Here is a 19455-nt window from a genome sequence, read left to right as displayed (position 1 = left end):
GGCGTCGCGGTCGCCGGATTGACGCTTTCCACCGACGCCCAGGCGCAGCCGGCGCCGGTGGAACAGGCCGAGATCAGCGCACGGCCGATCCATCAATTCAAGCTCGGTTCGAGCGAAACCCGTTTCGGCCCGCTCGAATTCGTCGGCGGGCTGGAACTCGGTTCGGACTCCTGGAATTTCGGCGCCATGTCGGCGATCCGTTTCCTCGACGCGGGCCAGCGGTTCGCGGGCGTTACCGATACCGGCTTTTGGTATTTCGGCCGTGTCATGCGCGACGAGGCGGGCCGGCCCTCCGGCTTCGCCGATTTCACCCTGCAGCAGATGGTCGACGACAAGGGCGATGTCATCGGCCGCAAATGGACCACCGACGCCGAGGGGCTGGCGGTAAAGGGCGACGAGGCGACGGTCGGCTTCGAACGGGCGCACCGGATTTCGCAGTTCCGCCTGACCCCGAGGGATATGACGGGACCGCTGGGCGACCTCGATTTTCTGGTGCCGGCCCACGAATTGAGGCGCAATCGCGGTTTCGAGACCGTGCTTTACGCGCCGGCCGAAGGGCCGCATGCGGGCGCGCGCATCGTCATTTCCGAAAAGAGCCTCGACCGGAACGGCGACATCTTCGCCGCGATCCTCGAAGGGCCGACCAGCGGCATTTTCACTGTCCGGCGCAGCGGCGATTTCGACATCACCGACGGCGCCTTCCTGCCGGATGGCGATCTGTTGCTGTTGGAGCGCAGCTACTCGGTCGCCAAAGGCGTGGCGATCCGGCTGAAGCGCATCGACGGCGACAGCATCCGCAAGGGCAGGGTGGCCGACGGGCCGGTGCTCTTGGAAGCCGATATGGGCTATCAGATCGACAATATGGAAGGGCTCGACGTGTGGCGCCGCGCCGACGGCGCCGTCATGGTGTCGCTGATTTCCGACGACAACCACTCCATCTTGCAGCGCAATCTCTATCTGGAGTTCCGCCTGCACGACAAATGAGGGCGGGGTGTCCCTATCGTGTGGCGGGGGCGGGCTTCAGCACCGAAAGCAGTGCGCCGTAGGGCGCCAGCATGACAAGCCCGACGCCGATCTTCACGCCGAAATCGCCGACCGCCAGCGACACCCATAGCGGCACCTGCGCGCCCAGAAAGGCGACGGGAAAGGCCAGCGAACCGTCCTCCATGCCGAACACGGCGTCGAGGCCGGCGAAGACCCCGGCAAAGGCGATCGAGAAAAACAGCAGCGTGTCGAGCACCGAGCCGAGCACGGTGGAGACGAACGGCGCCTGCCACCAGGCATTTTTGCGTAGCCGGTCGAAGATCGCCACATCGAGGAACTGGGCGGCCAGGAAGGCGCTGCCTGAGGCGATCGCGATGCGGGGCGTTGCGAGCCAGACCGACAGGGCGACGGCGAGCACGAAGCCCGCAAGCACCACCTTGCGCGCGGCGACCGGGCCGAAGCGGCGATTGGTCAGATCGTTGACCAGGAAGGCGACGGGGTAGGTGAAGGCGCCCCAGGTCAGGATATCCGCGAGCCCGAAATGGGCGAAGGGAAACTGGACCAGATAGTTGGAGGCCGCGACGACGGCGGTCATCGCGAGCACGAACGGGGCAATGGAGGCAAAGCGTGTCATTTTTTTAGCCTGGGTGATGGAACCAGTGGGCGCCGCGGCGGCTTGCGTCACGGCGCCCGGGTAAGGCGGTTGTCCCCCGCCTCGAAAGACTATGTCAGGCCGGTACGGGCGTTTCGTCGAGCTTCTTGACGATCTGCTTTTTCAGCAGGCGCGCCTTGGGCGACAACTCGCCGGAATCAGCCTTGAGCAGGAAGGCATCGAGGCCGCCGCGATGTTCGACGGTGCGCAGCGCGCTCGCCGACACGCGCAGGCGCACATTGCGGTTCAGCGTCTCCGACATCAGCGTCACATTGACGAGATTGGGCAGGAAGCGACGCCGCGTCCTGTTGTTGGCGTGGCTTACATTGTTGCCGTAAAGCACGGACTTGGTGGTCAGTTCGCAAGCGCGGGACATAATTCGTACCTTCGGTTCGACACCGGCCAAAGTCCGAACCGCACCATCAACATGTGGCGCGCGGACGTTTCAAGGCGGCCTCTCGGAAAAGTCGGCCTCCCATAGTGGGATTTGCGCTGACCGTCAAGCGCCAGCGCGCATATGAGGCAATTACCGGTCCGTTTACCCAATACCCACGCGGCCCGTTCACAGATAGGCCCGATTCGTGGTGTTAGGACATTGAGGGGGATGCGGGCCGTTCGTCCCGGCCGAATTGCGGAGTGGGTCATTTGCGTCCCCAGACCTGGCTGTTGCCGATCGTTTTCGCCGCACTTTTCAGCGCGGCGACCGCGCGCGCCGAAAAACCGCATTCGATGCGCGTCGAGCAGATCGTGACGATCTATGGCGTCGTGATCGCGCGTTCGAGTTTTTCGTCCTCGGTCAGTCGGGACAGTTTCAAGGTCGAGGGGCGCGTGTCGAGCGCCGGGCTGGCCAGGATTTTCGACGACACGCGGGGCACGATCACGGCGGTGGGCCGCTTCGACAACGACAGAGCGCGTCCGAAAGGGTATGTCGCCGACTATGAAAGCGGCAAGAAGAAGAAACGCACCCAGATTTCGTTTGCCGACGGGCGGGTCTACAAGGCGGTGAACGCGCCGCCGGTCAACACCAAGCGCGACGACTGGGTACCGCATGGCGCGACCGATCTGGTCGACGTCGCCGACCCGCTGTCGGCCACGCTCGTGCCGGCGGATCGCGAGGCCGATGTGTGCAACCGCACCATCAGCGTTTTCGACGGCGCGCTGCGGGCAGATCTGCGCCTTTCGCCCGCCGGGCGCGGTACGCTGTCGGCAAAGGGGTATCAGGGCGACACCGTGGTGTGCCGGGCGCAGTTCGTTCCGGTGTCCGGCTATCGTCGCGACAATCGTTCGCTGCGCTACATTCGCGACAACAGCCAGATCCGGATCGCCTTCGCGCAGATCGGTGCCACCGGCGTCTATGCGCCCGTCGGCGTGACGGCGCAGACCAAGGTGGGCACGCTCACTCTTGAAACGAAGCGCTTCGAGCTCCTGGACTAAATGTGGAGCCTCACCGGGACAAATTGTTGCGGCTCCACGGCGACGATGCAACAGGGGGTGTCCGCGTTCTCGAAAGCGCGTCCAACAAGGAAAATGCAAAGAGATTCCTGGGATTGTGTCTGAAGCCGGAGATTGCGGCGCTCACGTCGAGCAGCGATTGAACGGCACGCCCAGCGTTCTAGTGCGTGCGTTATCCCGGCGGATATCGCCGGCTGCTCGCGCCCATCGGCAACATCCCGTCGGCCGAAGCCGAGGAACGCTATTACGCCACGCTGGATCAACCGGCCGTGGCAGCATAACTTAAACCAAACAGCCTCCGGCAAATCCGGCGCGGTTCAAGCCCTTTGGGAACATGATTTCTACGGAGTAACGACGTGAGCCAACCTGGTCAGCCGCTTTACGAGCAGATCAAAACGGTGATTGAGAAGCGCATCCAGCAACAGGAATGGCCCGCAGATTTTCAACTCCCGGGAGAAGAGATGCTGGCAAAAGAGTTCGGCGCTTCACGGCTGACGGTCCGGCGGGCTTTGCGTGAACTCCAGACCGAAGGCATGCTGGTCCGCATCCAGGGAAGGGGCACTTTCGTGATCGGCCCGCGCATGCAATGCGCAATCTTCAACCTCCAGGACGTATCCGAGGAAATCGAGGAAGGCGGCGGCGTTCACCTGAGCAAGGTGGTGTCCCTGGGGGTGCTCCCCTCCGATAGTTCACTCGCCAACCTTCTACCCACAAGAACTGGCCTCGACGTCTTTCATTCACGCCTGCTGCACCTGGAGGACGGCACCCCGATCCAACTCGAGGACCGCTTCGTCAACGCAGCGATGGCACCTGACTACCTCAAGCAGGACTTCACGCGCGTCACGCCGCATGCGTATTTGCTGGGCACAACCGAAGTCACTTTCGTCGACAACACGATCCGCGCCGTTCGTCCGGACGAGGAAGCACGCGCACTTCTGCAGATCGATTCCAACCAGCCGTGCCTGCTTCTAGATCGGCGCACATGGTATGGGGACGTTCCCGTCACGCGCAGTCGCTTTCTTTATCCCGGGGATCGCTATCGACTGCGCAGCGCCCACGAGGCAAGCGCGCCCCAAGGCTCACTGCGCCCCGCCGTCACGCCATCGAACTCGTCGAGAAGAATCCGCTAAGAGGCCATACTTCATACCCTGGGCCATCGACCCGCAATGCGGACGAACAACGAGGTTGCCGCCCGGCGTCGCGAAGCCGACGGCGACCCAAACCGCCGCACCTTGCCGGTCACGAAGCGGTTGAGGCCGTAATCTCGATCTCCACCTTCGCGCCTGCGGCCGGAATCTGGCAGATCAGCAACGTGTTCGTCGGTCGGATTTCGCGAAAGACCTCGCCCAATACGGGCGTCACCGCCGCCGCACTGGCCAGATCGACGACATACACACGGCAGACTACCGCGTTCGCAAGGCTCGCACCTGCCCGCTGCAACGAAGAGTCGATCGCCGCGAGACAGTTCCTCGCCTGTTCGACCGCATCCTCAGGAAAAACACCCGAAACTGGGTCGCGGCCTGTGGTGCCGGAAACATGGATCGTGGTACCGTCGACCACAGCATTGGCGTAGCCAGCAAGTTCTTCAGAGGGAACGCCGGCAAATATGCGGTTCTTCAAAAAAACCTCCTTTGTCGCAGCCACTTATGGGCGCGTGCTGCGTGAGAGTTCGAGATATCTGTCCAGCGGCCCTGCTTCATAACTCCATTCAGGAGCGCAGCACGCGTCGCAACCCCGCCAACCGGTCAATGATCACGATCGCCAGGGCCGACAGCAGGATCAACGAGCCTGCAAGCGCTGCCGCGACGGCATCGTATTGGAACTTGATGTAGGAGAAGAGTTCCACCGGCAGAGGCGTCCAGCCGGGTGGGGCGAGGAAGACCGAAATCGGGAAGTCGTTCCAAGAGAGAATGAAGCAGAGGGCAAAGCTTGAGATCAGCCCCGTGCGGATGACCGGAAGCGTTACGGAGAACAGCGTTCGTATGCGCCCGGCCCCAACAATGCGCGCCGCCTCTTCATAGGAAGGGTCCAGATTGTGTAGGCTCGCGGTCAGAATGCGCAGGGCATAAGGCATGATATGTACCGTGTGGCCCACCAGCAGCGGCAGAAGGCCTGAACCGTAGCCGATACGCACGAAATAGATATAGAGCGCGAGACTGAAGATCGTAGTTGGAATAAGCAGCGGCGACATCAGGACGATATTGATCGCCGCCTTACCGAAAAAATTGTTGCGCACCAGCGCCATGGCGGCCGGCAACGCGAGCACATTCGCTAGGAAGGCCGCCGCGATCCCGAGAACGAGACTCACCCCCATGCCACGTAGGAAGGTTTTCGAACTCCACGCGGCTTTGAACCAATCGAGCGTGAATCCGTTCGGCGGAAGGATGAATTCCCGCGGATTGACCGCCACGATGAGGGTCACCGCGATCGGAAAAACCAGGAACGTCATCATGAGGAGCGTGATCAGCCGCAGCGCGACCGTACCGAAGTCGAAACGGGTCACCGTTTTACCTCCAGTCGATTGAGGATAAGGCGACCGAAGAGCACTGCCATTCCCATGAGGATCAGCGCGTTCACGACTACCATGATCACCGACAGCGCTGAAGCAAACGGCAGGTCGTTGTTGAGCAGCGCCTCGCGATAAACGATCAAGCCGATCATCTGCGTATTGCTGTCGCCGATCATCAGCGGCACCGCGAAGGCCGAGAAATTCAAGGCGAACACGATGACGACTCCGGCATAGAGCCCGGGCATAGTCAGGGGGAAGACGATCTTCCAGAAGGCCGTCCAGCGGCTGGCGCCGACATTGCGCGCGGCTTCCACCAGGAAGGGACTGATGCGCTCGATGGAATCGAGCAGAGAAAGCACCACATAGGGCGCGCCGATGTATACGAGGAGGATCACCACCCCCTTGATGTCCCACATGTAGCGAACGGGCTGGTCGTAGACCCGCAGCGTGATCATCAGCGAATTCAAAAGTCCGCCGCCTCGAAAAATGACGATCCAGCCATAGACCAGGGTCACCAGGCCAATCAGCAGAGGCGCCATGATCAGCGCCAGAAGGATATTGCGCTGGAGGCCCGAGGTCCGGGTGACATAGAGCGCCACCGGATAGGCACAAACCACCGAGATCAGCGTGGCAATGAGGGCGATCCGTATCGAGAACCACAGCGTGTTGATAAGATACCAGCTGTCCCCAAGGAAACGCGTGTAGTTGTCGAGTGTCATCGCATCGACGATATAGGCTCCTGCCTCCAGTTCGTTGAAACTGGTGCGCAGCACCCACAGCATCGGAAAGGCAACGAAGATCAGCAGCGCGATCAAGGCCGGTGCGAGAGGAGGAAGAACGCGGCGCATCTTGTCAGCCCTGCCCTTCCTGCGAAATAACCCGCAGGTGCTGCGGCAGAACACATATCCAAACCTTGGCGCCCGTCTCAACGAAACTGTCGAAATTGTGCACTTCCGCGCGCAGGATTTCGCCACCGTCGAGCCGCACGGAGTACCGCAGCACCGCGCCGAAATATTCCGACAGGATGAGCTGGCCCGCCAGAATATTTTCTCCTTCGATGGGCGTCGTTGTCAGCGTCACCCGCTCGGGCCGGATCAGCGCTCGAACCTCGGCACCCGGCGTGACGGCAGTTTTCGCCGCGGCACGCAGCACCTGGCCGGAACGCAACCTGACCCCCATCGACCCGCCATCCACACCGACGGCCGAGCCTTCCAGGAAATTGGTTATACCTACGAAATCGGCGACGAAGCTTGTGGCCGGGTTTTCATAAAGCTCGTAGGGCGCAGCGATCTGCTCGACCCTGCCTTTGTTCATGATCACGACACGGTTGGAAAGAGACAGCGCCTCCTCCTGATCGTGGGTCACATATAGCGTGGTCATCTTCATCCGCGCCTGCAGCTCCTTGAGTTCGCGGCGCATGGTGACGCGGAGGGCGCGGTCCAGATTTGAGAGCGGCTCGTCCATCAGCAAAACCTGCGGCTCCAGTGCGAGGGCGCGTGCGAGCGCTACGCGCTGCTGCTGGCCGCCCGAAAGCTGACGCGGCAGCCGATCCTCGTAGCCCGAAAGGCCCGTTACGAAGAGAGACTCAGCAATCTTGTCGGCGATGAACGCACGGCTCTTCTTTCGCAGTTTCAGGCCGAAACCCACATTTTCAGCCACCGTCATGTGCGGCCAGAGCGCATAATTTTGAAAGACGAAGCCCAACTCGCGCTTTTCAGGCGGCAGACGGGTAACATCGCGGTCGTTGACGCGGAAAGTGCCGGCGGTGGGTTCGGCGAACCCCGCGATCATCCTCAGCGTGGTGGTCTTGCCGCAACCACTGGGGCCAAGCAGCGAAACGAATTCACCCTGGGCGACATTGAAAGAGACATTGTCCACCGCAGTAGCCGCACCGTAGCGCTTCACGACCCCGGAGACTTGAATGGCATCATCAGACATGGCTGCGTTTATCCCGGTCCTGCCTGGTCGTTGCGGACTATCGTGACGTATGTGCGAAGTCGGCGGCCCGGCTTGCGGGCCGCCGGGCATTAGCCGATCAACGCTTTGCTTTCTGGTTCAGGCGCTGCTGCCAATCCGCCTTGTTGGCGGTGATTTTTTCCTGATCCGGCAGGAACAGGCGGCCGAAGGCCTCGTTACGCACGAGCAGTTCGCGATACTCGAAGTCCTCGGGCACTTCGGCGTTCTTCACGGTCGGCGCGTAGAGATTGCGCGTGGCGAAGGCTACTTGAACTTCAGGGCTCAGAATGTAGTTGACGAAGTTGGCGGCCATATCCGGATTGGTCGCATCCTTGTGAATGTTGACACTGGTGATCAACGGGAAGGTGCCTTCTTCCGGACGCACGAAACTAATATTCTTGGCGCCCTTCGACAGCAGATCCTTCATGCGGCCGGTGGCCAGCATGCCAAGCGCGGCATCCCCGGTTTCAAACAGGGAAACCATCTGGCTTTCCACGTCGAGCATACCGATCAGATTCCCGCTCTTGATCAACTCGGCCATGCGGTCGATGCCCGGCTCCATGTTGTCGATGCCGCCGCCGTTCTGCTCGGCTTTCATCACCATCAGGCTGAGCGTGGGGATGTGATCGGCGCCATAGATAACGACGCTGTTTTTGTAATCGGGTTTCCAGAGGTCCTCCCAGCTGGCCGGCGCTTCGGAGAGCTTGTCTGAATTGTAGGCCAGAACGTAGTCGCCCACATTCGCGAAGATCGTATTCTTAGAATAAATCGCGTTCTCATAGAGATTGGCCATGTTGGGGATCTTGGCCGGATCCAGAGGAAGCCATAGCCCCTCCTTTTCACCCGCAATCGAATTCAGCAGGGTGTTCGTCACAACGTCAACCTGGCCGAGACGGGCCTTGATCAGATGGTCGGGGCTTGCGCCCACCACCCACTCGATCTTGCAGTTGTACTGTTCCTCGAACTTCGCCGCTACGGATTCGTAGGTGCCCTGATAGCTGCCGCCCCACGTCGTAACGCGCAGCATGCAATCGTCTGCGGCCGCCATTCCGGACCAGGAGACTGTCAGAGCGAGAGTTGCAAGAATATGTCTAGTTTTCATCGTTAGCTCCTCTGGGGTGATAAATCGAGCGGAGGCTTCCGCCCGATCTCGCGCCGACCCGTTTCTGCGCCGGGTTCGGCAAATCGGTTGGTACGCGGCGACGCCGTCAGGTTTCTCCCTTTGCACGCGCCTTCGCTTCGCGCCTTGCTCGAAGGTCGCTCAGCGAGTAGCGGCAGTGGATCGCTTCAGGATCGATCACCATTTCAATGAGCGCAGGCTTGCCGGCGGCGAGGCAACGCTCGAAAGCGGGCGCAAATTCCTCGGTCGTGGTCACCCGCTCGCCGTGGGCGCCATAGGCCCTGGCAAGCATGAGGAAATCCGGGTTCACCAGATCGGTGCCGTTGGCACGCCCCTCCAGCCGGTTTTCCTCGTGAATGCGGATCGTGCCGTAAAGCCCGTTATTGTAGAGGACGATGATGACGTTGGCCCCGTATTGAACGGCGGTCGCCAACTCCTCGCTGCTCATCTGGAAGCAGCCATCGCCGACGAAATCTACCACCACCCGTTCGGGATGGGTGAGCTTGGCCGAGATCGCCGCCGGCAGGGAATACCCCATCGAACCGCTGATCGGCCCCAACTGCGTGTGCAAGCGATAATGGGGAAAATAGCGCTGACTCCATGTGGCATAGGCGCCGACACCATTTGTGACGATTGCTTCGTCGGGCAACCGAACCCGCAGCCAATTCATGACCCCCGGCAGGTCGATCTTGCCTGGGCAGGGCTGCGGTACACGTTCTTCCATCAATGTCGCGCGCAGCTTTGCGCTCCATTCCCTGTGTTTGCTGCGCGGCGTGGCCGGATATTCGGCCAGGGCCCGCGCACAGCTCTCGTTGTCTGCGACAAGCGCCAGATCGACCTGGAACACCCGATTCAGATCGCCGTCGTCGGCCATCACGTGAACAATCTTTTGCCTGGGATGCGGAATGGAGAAGAGGGTGAAACCCTCCATGTAGCCCGCACCGATGGTGTTCACGTCGCTCAGCGCATCGTTGAGCGTCAGGATGAAATCGGTCTCGCGGATGTTGGCCAGCAAAGCCGGGTTGGAGCCGATGCCGATCTCGCCCACATAACAGTCGAGCCGGTGATCGATGATGTCGCGCCGCCGGAATGTGGTCACGACCGGCAGGCCAAGGGCTGTGGCAAACTGCTGAATGCTTTCACGCGCGGCCTCGCTCCAGTCCGAGCCGCCGACGATCACCAGAGGCTTTTCCGCTTCGGCAAGCATGGAAAATATCCGCTCAAGATCTTCTGCTGCCGGTGTGCCGGCGTGCGAAGGCCTGGCCGGTCGGACCGAAGACGCAACTTCAGTTCGTTCCTCCATGACATCCTCAGGGACGACAAGCACCACGGGCCCCTTGCGCCCGGAAAGGGCGGTTGCCCAGGCACGCTGAACGAATTCGGGAATGCGCGCCGCATCGTCGATCTGCGCAACCCATTTCGCCATCGGTGCGAACATCGTGCGGAAATCGTAGGACATGAAGGCCTCGCGCTCGAGGATCGAGCGCTTGACCTGACCTACGATCAGAACCATCGGGGATGAATCCTGAAAGGCGGTGTGCACCCCGTTCACCGCATTGGTGGCACCGGGGCTGCGCGTGACGAACGCGACACCCGGCCTGCCGGTCAGCTTTCCGTGCGCTTCCGCCATCTGCGCCGCGCCATTTTCGTGGCGACAGCTGATGGTGCGGATGTCCGGGTGACGGGTAGACAGCGCGTCAAGCGCCACAAGAAAGCTCTCGCCGGGCACATGATAAACGATCCCCGCTCCGTTCAGAGCAAGCTCGTCGGCAAGAATCTCAGCACCTGTTCTCATCACTTCACCTGGGCCTCAGCCGATGACAAAGGGGTTTGCGATCTCGTCGGCGGTCGAAAGCCAGACAGCCTTCGTCTGCAGATATTCATAGATACCGGCGACGCCGTTCTCCCGGCCGATACCGCTCTTCTTGTAGCCACCGAAGGGGGTGGTGTAGGAAATGTCGCGATATGTGTTGACCCAGACACTGCCGGCCTCCAGCCTCTCCGACATCTTCAGCGCAAGCCGCATGTCCGCAGTCCAAACCCCCGCCGCGAGGCCGAACTCGCTATCATTGGCAATGGCAAGCGCTTCTTCGGGCTCGTCGAAGGGAATGGTTGCCAGGACAGGTCCAAAGACCTCCTCGCGGGCGATACGCATGTCGTTGTTTACGCTCGCAAAAATAGTCGGCTCGATAAAAAAGCCGTCTTTGCATTCTTCCTGATCGGGACGTTTGCCGCCGAGGATCAGCTCGGCTCCCTCATGGCGGGCGGTGTCAATGTAGCCAAGCACGCGGTCATACTGCATCTTGTTGGCGATGGGACCAATCTGGGTTTCGATCTTCCGCGGATCGCCGAGGCGGGCCGTCTTTGTGAAGGCCACGAGCTTTTCCAGGAACCGGTCGTGAACCGACCGGTGCACGAGAAGCCTCGAACCGGCGATGCAGGTCTGCCCCACCGCACCGAAAATGCCACCGACTACGCCGCGCACAGCATTGTCGAGATCGGCATCGGCGAACACGATGTTCGGGGACTTGCCGCCGAGTTCGAGGCTGACCCGCTTAATGTCCTTCGCCGCGAGCGAATAGAGATGGGAGCCAGTTTTTGTCGAACCGGTGAAGCCGAGATGCCGGGTCAGCGGATGCGTGACAAGCGGCTCTCCTACCTCCGGGCCATAGCCCGTTACTACGTTGATGACACCCTTCGGGAAGCCGGCCTTTTCGACCAGTTCCATCAGCTTGAGTGCTGTCGCCGACGTGACTTCGGCGGGTTTCATCACCAGTGTATTGCCCGCTGCAAGCGCCGGCGCCGCCTTGAGCGAGAACAGGAGAAGAGGCGCATTCCACGGCACGATCCCGACGCATACTCCAAGCGGTTCATGACGCGAAAAGCTCAGTGCCGGCTTGTCACAGGGATGAACGGTGCCCTCGATCTTGTCGGCATAGCCGGCATAATAGTGATACCACCGCGGGATGTAGCGGATCTGATGCTTCATCTCTTCGAGCAGGCGGCCATTGTCGCGCACCTCGATCTCAGCGAGAGAATCGGCATGTTCCTCGATAAGGGTCGCAAAGCGCTGAATGATACGGCCGCGCTCGGTGGGATGCATCTGCCTCCAGGGCCCTTCGGTGAAGGCACTGTGTGCTGAACGGACAGCCCTGTCGGCATCCTCGGCGTTGCCCCGCGGAACCAAAGCCCAGGGCTTGCCCGTGAAAGGATCGACCGTCTCGATATAGCTGCCGGAGGCCGGGGGAACCCATTCACCGCCGATATACATGGACAATTTTTGCAAGTCTTCAGCAGGCATGATCGCTCCCTATCGCAGCGCCGGTGCAGGTGGGAGCCTAAAGCCGTATCAGGCTGCCCGCCATCACTGATGTGTTTTCACATACAAAATGATATGTGTTATCTGTGTCAAGCGATATATTTATTATCGGCATTGCCATCAAAGCGTCCCGAAAAATCATGGTTCTTTCGCGCCAGATTGCCAATCGCGGTTAAAAATCGAGCAGCATAGTCCTAAAATGGCTTTGAAAATGCACGCGTATTTCGGCCAAGAGCCAAATCGTCAAAACGGCCTTGATTTTGGAAGGGATATGATATGTGAATGCGCAGAAGGATAATGATATCATTTTGGATACAAAAGTGCAGCCTGATTTACCCCTCTATGAGCAGATCAAGACCGCGATCGACCGACGGATCGAAACCGAGGAATGGCCTGCCGACTTCCAACTTCCTCCCGAGGACGAACTGGCGGAAGAATTCGGCGCTTCCCGTCTTACGGTGCGCCGCGCGCTGCGTGAATTGCAGTCCGACGGAGTGCTCCTTCGAACCCAGGGCCGGGGTACGTTCGTCATCGGGCCACGGATGCAGTGCGCCGTTTTCAACCTCTCCGACATCTCGGAGGAAATCACGCTATCTGGCGGTGCGCACAACTGCCTTGTGCTGGAACACGGGATTCTCGACAAGGACGGTCTCGGTCGCAACATGCTCCAACTTCCGCCCGGCGAAGTGGTGTTTCACTCCCGCCTCCTGCACCTGGAGGACGGCACGCCGATCCAGCTCGAAGAACGCTACGTCAACGCCGCAGAGGCGCCGAGCTACATAGATCAGGATTTCAGCCAGAACACGCCGCATGCCTGGCTGCTGCGCGAGACGGTCGTCACATCGGTCGACAACACAATCCGTGCGATCCGTGCCGATGAGAAAATCCGCCGGCATCTTCAGATCGACGGCAGCCAGCCCTGCCTCCTGCTCGACCGATATACCTGGCGCGACGGGATTCCCGTCACCCGCAGCCGCTTCATCTATCCCGGCGACCGCTATCGGCTCCGCTCGACCCATGAAGCGCGCACCAATCGCATTATAACCACCCCCCGCAAGGGCAGATAAGCCCGCCGCAAGGAGCCCAGCATGAGAGAGTTCGTCCGGAAACTGCAGGAACAGGGCGATCTTCTGGTCGTCGAGCGTGAGGTGGATCCCGCGCATGAACTGGCCGCCGTCACGCATCTGGCCCAGAAGAAATGGGCGAAGCCTGTGATGTTCACCAATGTGAAGGGCTCGCGTTTTCCGGTGGTTACCAACGTCTACAGCACCCGTGAAAGACTGGGCGATGTGATCGGAATCGACGCAAGCGATTTCTGTCGCCAGTGGAGCCGCCTTGCCTCACTCGCTACCGCCGAGATGAAGGAACCGCTCGTCTCCGCCAACGAGCTTCCCGAGTACGAAGAAGTCAGGCTCTCCGACCTGCCCCTGATCACCTACTCCGATCGCGACGGCGCGCCCTACTTCACCTCGGCAATGTTCATCGCAAAAGACCCCGAGACGGGTGTGGGAAACCTCTCCTATCACCGTTCCATGTTTGTCAGCGACAACGAGTTGAGGTGCCGTCTCGCGCCGCGCCATCATCTGACAATCTATCACGAAAAGGCCGAGAAGATGGGCAAGCCGCTGGAGGCGGCCATGCTGATCGGCCCGCCCGCCCAGGCCTTCCTGACAGCGGCCGCACCGCTGCCCTATGATGTGGACGAGTTGGAAGTCGCCGCCCGCCTGCGCGGACGCCCGATCGCCATGCGCAAGTGCAATCACATCGATCTTGAGGTTCCTGCCGAGACCGAGGTGGTGATCGAGGGACGTTTCCTACCCGATGAACGCCGCCCGGAAGGGCCGTTCGGCGAATTCATGGGCTATTACGTTCCCGTCGGCCCCAACGCTGTTTTCGAAGTGCTTGGCGTGACCGTGCGCAAGGATGCACTGTTTCACTCGATCCTCTGCGGCTCTCCCGAAGAGGTGCTGACGCTGGAGCTTTCCGTTTCGGCCAATATCTATCAACGGCTCAGCGCTGCACTTCCTGGCATCGTCAACGTCACCTGCCAGCCCTTCGTCAATCATGCGATCGTGCAGATCGAACCGCAGTTCGAGGGCCATGCCCGACAGGTTATGCTCGCCACCATCGGCGCCGAGCCGATCTGGGCGAAGCAGATCACCGTCGTCGATACCGACGTGAACCTCTACGACATGGACGATGTTCAGTGGGCGATCCTGACCCGTTGCCGCCCGGACAAGGACATGATGATCATTCCCGAAACCCCGTCCTTCTATCGCGACGAGGCAAAGGACCATTGGGGCCGGCTTCTGGTCGACGCGACCAAACCATGGGGACGCGAGGAGGAGTTCGAGCGCAAGCGGCTGCGCATGGTGAACGACATCCGTCTTTCCGACTGGTTCGGAGGCGTCTGACCATGGGCAAACGGCGGCTGATCATCGGCATATCGGGTGCTTCGGGTGCGGCCTACGGGCTGCGCGCGCTCGACCTGGCGAAGGCAGCGGACGTGGAAACGCACCTGATCGTCAGCCGGTCGGCGCTCCTCACACTCAGGCAGGAACTCGATCTGCGGAAAGCCGATATCGAGAAGCGCGCCGACGTCGTCCATTCGCCCGCCGAGATCGGAGCCACCATCGCCAGCGGTTCGTTCCAGACCCTGGGCATGCTGATCGCGCCATGTTCGGTGAAGACCATGTCCGAAATCGCGACGGGCGTTACCTCGACACTGATGAGCCGCGCAGCCGACGTGGGGCTGAAGGAGCGTCGGCGCCTTGTTCTCATATTGCGTGAAACGCCCCTGCATCTGGGGCATATCGAAACCATGGCGGCGCTCACCCGCATGGGCGCCATCATCATGCCGCCGGTTCCTGCCCTTTATGCAAAGCCACAGAGCATTGAGGAGATGATAACCCATTCAATGGCCCGCGCCCTCGATCTCTTCGATATCGACACCGGCGCCATTCGCCGCTGGAGCGGGCTGAGAGACAGCCTTGCCGGAGAGGCCATATGACTTCGCACGCACCGCGCCGCCGCGTGGCCCACGGTACTATGGTCGGCATCATCGTGCTCGACACTGGCTTTCGCCGACTTCCCGGCGATGTCGCCCATGCAGGCACATGGCCCTTTCCCGTGCAGTTCCGGGTTGTAAGCGGCGTGCGTCCGGCCGATGTGATCGAGGGCGATCCTCGCCATTCGCTCGACGCCTTTCGCATCGCGATAGACGATCTCGTTGCACTTGGCTGCACGGCGATCACGACCAGCTGCGGCTTTCTTGCTGCCGTGCAGGACGAGCTTGCCCGTCATTCGTCCGTGCCCTTTCTTTCCTCAGCCCTGCTGCAGATCCCGATGGTGGAACGCATCCTGCCCGCTGGGAAAAAGCCCGGGTTGATCGTTTCCGATTCGCAAGCGTTGAGCGAGCGCCATTTTCGCGGCGTCGGCGCTATGTCCGGTCTACCGACAACGGCTCTGCCTCCGGACGGGATCCTGCTGCGCAATATGCGCGAGCAAGCGACGGAGGTGGACGCCGCTGCGCAGGAAGCCGAGGTGATCGCCACGGTGGCTGAACTGCTGGCTCGCCATGACGATGTGGGCGCGCTGGTGTTCGAATGCGCCAACCTGCCGCCTTATTCGGCCGCTGTTTCGCGCCGTTTCGGCCTGCCCATCTACGACATTGTGACCCTGGTCCGCTGGATGCAACTGTCGCTGGCGCCACCGGATTATCCCTTATGACATCCGGCAGCGATCTGATCGTCATCGGCGGGGGGCTGATCGGTTCCGCGCTTGCGTGGGGCGCACAACGCAGGCGCGCACGGGTCATCCTGCTCGACGAAGGCGATATCGCCTACCGTGCCTCTCGCGGAAATTTCGGTCTCGTCTGGCTGCAGGGAAAGGGGCTCGGCCATCCAGACTACATGCATTGGTCGATACGGGCGGGACAGCTCTGGCCTGAATTCTCTGCGGTCCTTCAAGAGGAGACAGGCATCGATATCGGCTGGCGCGGTGGCGGCGGGCTCCATTTCTGCCTCTCCGAGGATGAGATGGAATCACGCCGGTTCCTTATCGCCCGGTCGCGGGAACAAGGCGCGGCCATTCGGATCGACCTTCTCGATCGCGAGTCCCTGCGCGAAATCGCCCCCGGAATCGGGTCCGACGTCTGCGGCGCATCGATTTCCGACCTCGATGGCGAGGTGAGCCCGCTCCTCACTCTACGTGCCTTGCAAAGCGGGTTTCGACATCATGGCGGCCGGATGGCGGTGAACTTTACCGCCGAGCAGATCAGCCATGACCGGCATCGCGGTTTCGTCGTGAAGGATGCTAAAGGCAACGAATTCACCGGACGGCATCTTGCCATTGCCGCTGGCCTCGGGACCACCCGGCTCGCGAGTCAGCTTGGGCTGGAACTCGGACTTTGGCCCGAACGCGGCCAGATTGTCGTAACGGACCGTGTCGCACCTTTCCTTCACCATCCCAGCAACGTGATCCGGCAGACGCGGGAAGGGACGGTGCTGCTCGGGAGTTCGCATGAAGATGCGGGTTTTTCCACCGGCACCGACATGGAGACCGTCGCCCAGCTTTGCAGGGCAGGAACACGGATTTTTCCGGCCTTGCGCGCTGCTCGGCTGGTACGCGCCTGGGGAGCGCTGCGGATCATGAGCGCCGACGGTTTGCCGATCTACGACGAGGCACCGGAAACGCCGGGCGCCTTTGTTGTCACCTGTCATAGCGGTGTTACCCTTGCCAGCCTTCACGGGCTCGAGTTGGGCCCGGCACTGGTCGAAGGCCACCTTGGCCCCGCTCCTTGTTCGATGCGGAGTAAGCGCTTTGCCGTTCATACGTCTTGATGATGATTCCTCCGAACACGGGGCTGCAGAGTTCCTGTTCGAGGGGCGCCCTATCTCTTTCCGCCCTGGCGAAACTCTCGCTGGCGCGCTCATGGTGGCAGGGGTTGTGGATTTTCGGCAGACACCGACCTCGGGCACCGTGCGGGGCCCATGGTGCCTGATGGGTATCTGCTACGAATGCCTGCTGCGCATCGACGGACGCGACAATCAAAGAGCGTGCATGACAGATACAAGACCGGGAATGACGGTCGAGCGCCAGATCGGGGCGCGCCGCGATGCCGCGGGGGATGGGGGATGAACGAATGGGATGCGATCGTCATCGGTGCCGGGCCTGCGGGAATAGGCGGGGCGAGTCTTCTGGCCGAGAGCGGCGCCCGGGTCCTCGTCGTCGATGAAGCGCCCGGTCCGGGAGGCCAGGTATGGCGCGGAATTGAGACCGTTCCGGAAAGCCGCGTGCGCATTCTCGGACCGGACTATCTCTCCGGCAAGGCTGAAGCCGCCCGCCTGAGAGCAAGCAGCGCGCATCTCGCTTTTGAAACCGGCGCCTGGCGGGTTGAGGCCGACGGAACGGTCTGGCTGAAGGACAAGCTGGGCATTCGCCGGGAACGGGCGCGCCACCTGCTGATCGCCACCGGGGCGATGGAACGCCCGGTTTCGCTACCCGGCTGGACGCTGCCCGGCGTTACCACGATCGGTGGCCTGCAGATACTGCTCAAACGCGAGGGTCTTCTGCCCGAGGGCGAGCTCGTTCTGGTCGGGACCGGGCCGCTCGTTTATCTTTACGCCGCGCAATGTCTTGCTGCGGGCAAGCAAGACCTGACGCTCGTCGATACTGCCGAGCGCGGTGCATTGATCCGCGCCCTGCCGCATCTCCTTGGAGCCCTGCACGGGCGCGGTCCCTCCTACCTCCTCAAGGGACTGAAGCTTTTATGGAAGCTCCGGCGCGCCGGCATCAGGTTCCACGAATGCCCCCAGGATCTCCGCATTGAGACGACGGGTGACAGGCTGGAAGTCCGCTTCCGCAAGGGCGGTGACGGGCACTGCCTCCCCGCCGACCATACAGGCCTCCATGAAGGGGTGGTTCCCGAAACCCACATGGCGCGGTCCCTGGGCTGTCAGATGGGGTGGTCGGAAGCTGGCGTAGCCTTCCATCCGCTGCGCGATACCCGCCTGCAAAGTTCGATCGATCGCGTGTATATCGCAGGCGACGCCGGGGGTATCGGCGGAGCCACCGTAGCATTGCTTGAGGGACGGCTCGCAGCCATGTCCATTCTTGAAGAACTCGGACGTCCGGTTGACGAACGCCTTCGCAGCACGACGCGGCGCTTGCGGCGCGCCCATCTCGCTGCTCGTCCCTTGATCGACAGGCTTTATCGGCCCCGTTCCACATTGCTGTCGCCGCCGGACGAAGTCATCGCCTGCCGCTGTGAAGAGGTCACTTGCGGCGAAATCCGCGAGGCGCTCGGCGCAGACAGCGCCGGACCGAACCAGGTGAAAGCGTTTCTACGTTGCGGCATGGGGCCCTGCCAGGGGCGGATTTGCGGCATGACCCTAACCGGCCTCGCCGCCGCCACGCGCGGTCTCTCCATGGACGAAGCCGGCTATCTCACGATTCGTCCGCCACTCCGCCCGGTCGCGCTCGGAGAGATTGCAGATCTCTGCCAGTCGTGATTGCGAAAGCTCCGATAGGGGACACGATTGCTCTCGGTTTGGTACGCTCAACAACCGCACATCCGCGCCGGGCACAGCGTAGCCCTATGACGTAGCACCCTGCAACCGGGAGCAATTTGGAGGTTAGCACACATGCGGGACGCCCCCACCTCTCAGCTTGATTTGGATGGTGACATCTGGCGTTTCGCTCTCCGTCTTTATGGCGCGCCGGGGTGCTCCGACGCATGTCTTCGCCTTCAGGATGAGGCCGGAATCGACGTCGTCAACATGATCATCGTCCTCTATGCGGACGCGAAACTGAACCGCCGCCTGTCCGGCGATCAGGTGAACCTACTCAAGGCGGAGATGAAGCGCTGGCGCGATGAGACCGTTCTGCCATTGCGCCGGCTGCGTCGGAGGCTGAAAGCCCCACCCGCCGCGTTTCCGGCGGAGGAAACGGAAGCGCTGCGGAACCTAATCAAGAAAGCCGAGCTCCGGTCGGAGCAAATCCAGCTGGCGATGGGCGAACGCTGGCTTTCAAGAACCATGCCAGCCGACGGTCTGACCGTGGAGACGGCGCTTCTCATGCTGTGCGAGGAAATGCCGGATGTCCCGCCAGCGAATATTCGGGTATTGATTGAAGAACTGGCTACCGCCGCCAGAAGGGGACCACCTCTGTAGCGCACCAACCTGTCGGGTTACGGGCAGTCGATCCCGTGCCGACCTTGCATGCGGTTCCTCTTCAAAGGCCACTGCGCCGCTCATGACGCTTGCACCGCTGCGGCGGCCCAGGGATGCGGCACGCCCGAAAGATCGGCGTAGAAGGATTTCTGTGCCATGTAGGCCCTGATGCCGTTGCAACCCTTCTCGCGCCCATGCCGCTTTCCTTCTCACCACCGAACGGCGTGGAGATGGAGAACTGCTTGCAAGTCTTGATCCATACCGCGCCTGCGTGGATAGCGCTGCCGAAGC

At 61.4% G+C, this 19455-nt stretch carries 21 protein-coding genes; 11 read left to right on the top strand and 10 right to left on the bottom strand.

Features of this window, described 5'->3' with window-relative positions; all coding sequences use genetic code 11:
- Positions 1 to 18: 18 nt before the first annotated feature.
- A complete protein-coding gene (locus GN330_RS02635) occupies positions 19 to 984 on the top strand; it encodes an esterase-like activity of phytase family protein (protein WP_246188473.1) in 966 nt (321 codons plus the stop codon).
- A gap of 13 nt (positions 985 to 997) precedes the next feature.
- Here GN330_RS02635 and GN330_RS02630 read toward each other — a convergent pair whose 3' ends face one another.
- Together GN330_RS02630 and rpmB are read right to left on the bottom strand one after the other, a co-directional pair.
- Complete coding sequence (locus GN330_RS02630) at positions 998 to 1618, bottom strand: VUT family protein (RefSeq protein ID WP_156711104.1); 621 nt, start codon at positions 1616 to 1618, stop codon at positions 998 to 1000.
- A 94-nt stretch (positions 1619 to 1712) separates the two neighbouring features.
- The gene (gene rpmB, locus GN330_RS02625) at positions 1713 to 2012 is read right to left on the bottom strand and encodes a 50S ribosomal protein L28 (RefSeq protein ID WP_156711102.1); all 300 of its coding nucleotides are present in this window, start codon (positions 2010 to 2012) and stop codon (positions 1713 to 1715) included.
- A 269-nt stretch (positions 2013 to 2281) separates the two neighbouring features.
- Here rpmB and GN330_RS02620 point away from each other — a divergent pair, with 269 nt between their 5' ends.
- Positions 2282 to 3070 (top strand): DUF3108 domain-containing protein, encoded by a 789-nt coding sequence (locus tag GN330_RS02620; RefSeq protein ID WP_156711101.1) that lies wholly within the window; start codon positions 2282 to 2284, stop codon positions 3068 to 3070.
- A gap of 374 nt (positions 3071 to 3444) precedes the next feature.
- A complete protein-coding gene (gene hutC, locus GN330_RS02615) occupies positions 3445 to 4218 on the top strand; it encodes a histidine utilization transcriptional repressor HutC (RefSeq protein ID WP_343040198.1) in 774 nt (257 codons plus the stop codon).
- A gap of 109 nt (positions 4219 to 4327) precedes the next feature.
- On the opposite strand, the gene GN330_RS02610 is transcribed toward hutC, so the two are convergent.
- From GN330_RS02610 to GN330_RS02580, 7 genes are all read right to left on the bottom strand, one after another.
- Positions 4328 to 4708, bottom strand: a complete 381-nt coding sequence (locus tag GN330_RS02610; protein ID WP_156711098.1) for a Rid family hydrolase — start codon at positions 4706 to 4708, stop codon at positions 4328 to 4330.
- A gap of 88 nt (positions 4709 to 4796) precedes the next feature.
- Entirely contained in the window at positions 4797 to 5591 is a 795-nt protein-coding gene (locus tag GN330_RS02605) for an ABC transporter permease (RefSeq protein WP_343040196.1), read from the bottom strand.
- Positions 5588 to 6445 (bottom strand): ABC transporter permease, encoded by an 858-nt coding sequence (locus GN330_RS02600; protein ID WP_156711097.1) that lies wholly within the window; start codon positions 6443 to 6445, stop codon positions 5588 to 5590. The genes GN330_RS02605 and GN330_RS02600 overlap by 4 nt, the downstream gene beginning before the upstream one ends.
- Before the next feature lie 4 nt (positions 6446 to 6449).
- A complete protein-coding gene (locus GN330_RS02595; RefSeq protein ID WP_156711095.1) occupies positions 6450 to 7535 on the bottom strand; it encodes an ABC transporter ATP-binding protein in 1086 nt (361 codons plus the stop codon).
- 97 nt (positions 7536 to 7632) lie between these two features.
- Positions 7633 to 8655 (bottom strand): ABC transporter substrate-binding protein, encoded by a 1023-nt coding sequence (locus GN330_RS02590; RefSeq protein WP_156711093.1) that lies wholly within the window; start codon positions 8653 to 8655, stop codon positions 7633 to 7635.
- A 106-nt stretch (positions 8656 to 8761) separates the two neighbouring features.
- Positions 8762 to 10468: a thiamine pyrophosphate-binding protein gene (locus tag GN330_RS02585; RefSeq protein WP_156711091.1), complete on the bottom strand. Its 1707-nt coding sequence runs from the start codon at positions 10466 to 10468 to the stop codon at positions 8762 to 8764.
- Between the two features lie 15 nt (positions 10469 to 10483).
- Positions 10484 to 11974 carry an aldehyde dehydrogenase gene (locus GN330_RS02580; RefSeq protein WP_156711089.1) on the bottom strand — a complete coding sequence of 497 codons (1491 nt, stop codon included), beginning with the start codon at positions 11972 to 11974 and terminating at the stop codon, positions 10484 to 10486.
- A 338-nt stretch (positions 11975 to 12312) separates the two neighbouring features.
- Between GN330_RS02580 and GN330_RS02575 the strand changes: the two genes are divergently transcribed.
- From GN330_RS02575 to GN330_RS02540, 8 genes are all read left to right on the top strand, one after another.
- Positions 12313 to 13059: a histidine utilization transcriptional repressor HutC gene (locus GN330_RS02575; protein ID WP_343040354.1), complete on the top strand. Its 747-nt coding sequence runs from the start codon at positions 12313 to 12315 to the stop codon at positions 13057 to 13059.
- A gap of 21 nt (positions 13060 to 13080) precedes the next feature.
- Positions 13081 to 14406 (top strand): UbiD family decarboxylase, encoded by a 1326-nt coding sequence (locus GN330_RS02570; RefSeq protein WP_156711087.1) that lies wholly within the window; start codon positions 13081 to 13083, stop codon positions 14404 to 14406.
- A gap of 2 nt (positions 14407 to 14408) precedes the next feature.
- Positions 14409 to 15002: a UbiX family flavin prenyltransferase gene (locus GN330_RS02565; RefSeq protein WP_156711086.1), complete on the top strand. Its 594-nt coding sequence runs from the start codon at positions 14409 to 14411 to the stop codon at positions 15000 to 15002.
- Positions 14999 to 15721: an aspartate/glutamate racemase family protein gene (locus tag GN330_RS02560; protein ID WP_156711084.1), complete on the top strand. Its 723-nt coding sequence runs from the start codon at positions 14999 to 15001 to the stop codon at positions 15719 to 15721. The genes GN330_RS02565 and GN330_RS02560 overlap by 4 nt, the downstream gene beginning before the upstream one ends.
- Positions 15718 to 16833 (top strand): NAD(P)/FAD-dependent oxidoreductase, encoded by a 1116-nt coding sequence (locus GN330_RS02555; protein ID WP_156711081.1) that lies wholly within the window; start codon positions 15718 to 15720, stop codon positions 16831 to 16833. Before GN330_RS02560 ends, GN330_RS02555 begins: the two co-directional genes overlap by 4 nt.
- A complete protein-coding gene (locus tag GN330_RS02550) occupies positions 16718 to 17131 on the top strand; it encodes a (2Fe-2S)-binding protein (RefSeq protein ID WP_425487154.1) in 414 nt (137 codons plus the stop codon). The genes GN330_RS02555 and GN330_RS02550 overlap by 116 nt, the downstream gene beginning before the upstream one ends.
- A complete protein-coding gene (locus GN330_RS02545) occupies positions 17128 to 18504 on the top strand; it encodes an FAD/NAD(P)-dependent oxidoreductase (RefSeq protein ID WP_156711079.1) in 1377 nt (458 codons plus the stop codon). Before GN330_RS02550 ends, GN330_RS02545 begins: the two co-directional genes overlap by 4 nt.
- 132 nt (positions 18505 to 18636) lie before the next feature.
- Positions 18637 to 19164, top strand: a complete 528-nt coding sequence (locus GN330_RS02540) for a TIGR02444 family protein (RefSeq protein WP_156711077.1) — start codon at positions 18637 to 18639, stop codon at positions 19162 to 19164.
- Between the two features lie 61 nt (positions 19165 to 19225).
- Here the strand turns inward: GN330_RS02540 and GN330_RS02535 are convergent, their stop codons facing one another.
- Positions 19226 to 19420: a hypothetical protein gene (locus GN330_RS02535; protein ID WP_343040351.1), complete on the bottom strand. Its 195-nt coding sequence runs from the start codon at positions 19418 to 19420 to the stop codon at positions 19226 to 19228.
- Positions 19421 to 19455 lie beyond the last annotated feature (35 nt).

It is taken from the genome of Nitratireductor arenosus (genome assembly GCF_009742725.1).
GTDB lineage: Bacteria > Pseudomonadota > Alphaproteobacteria > Rhizobiales > Rhizobiaceae > Mangrovimarina > Mangrovimarina arenosa.
The sequence above is the reverse complement of the archived record's forward strand: the minus strand, read 5'-3'. Positions and strand labels throughout refer to the sequence as shown.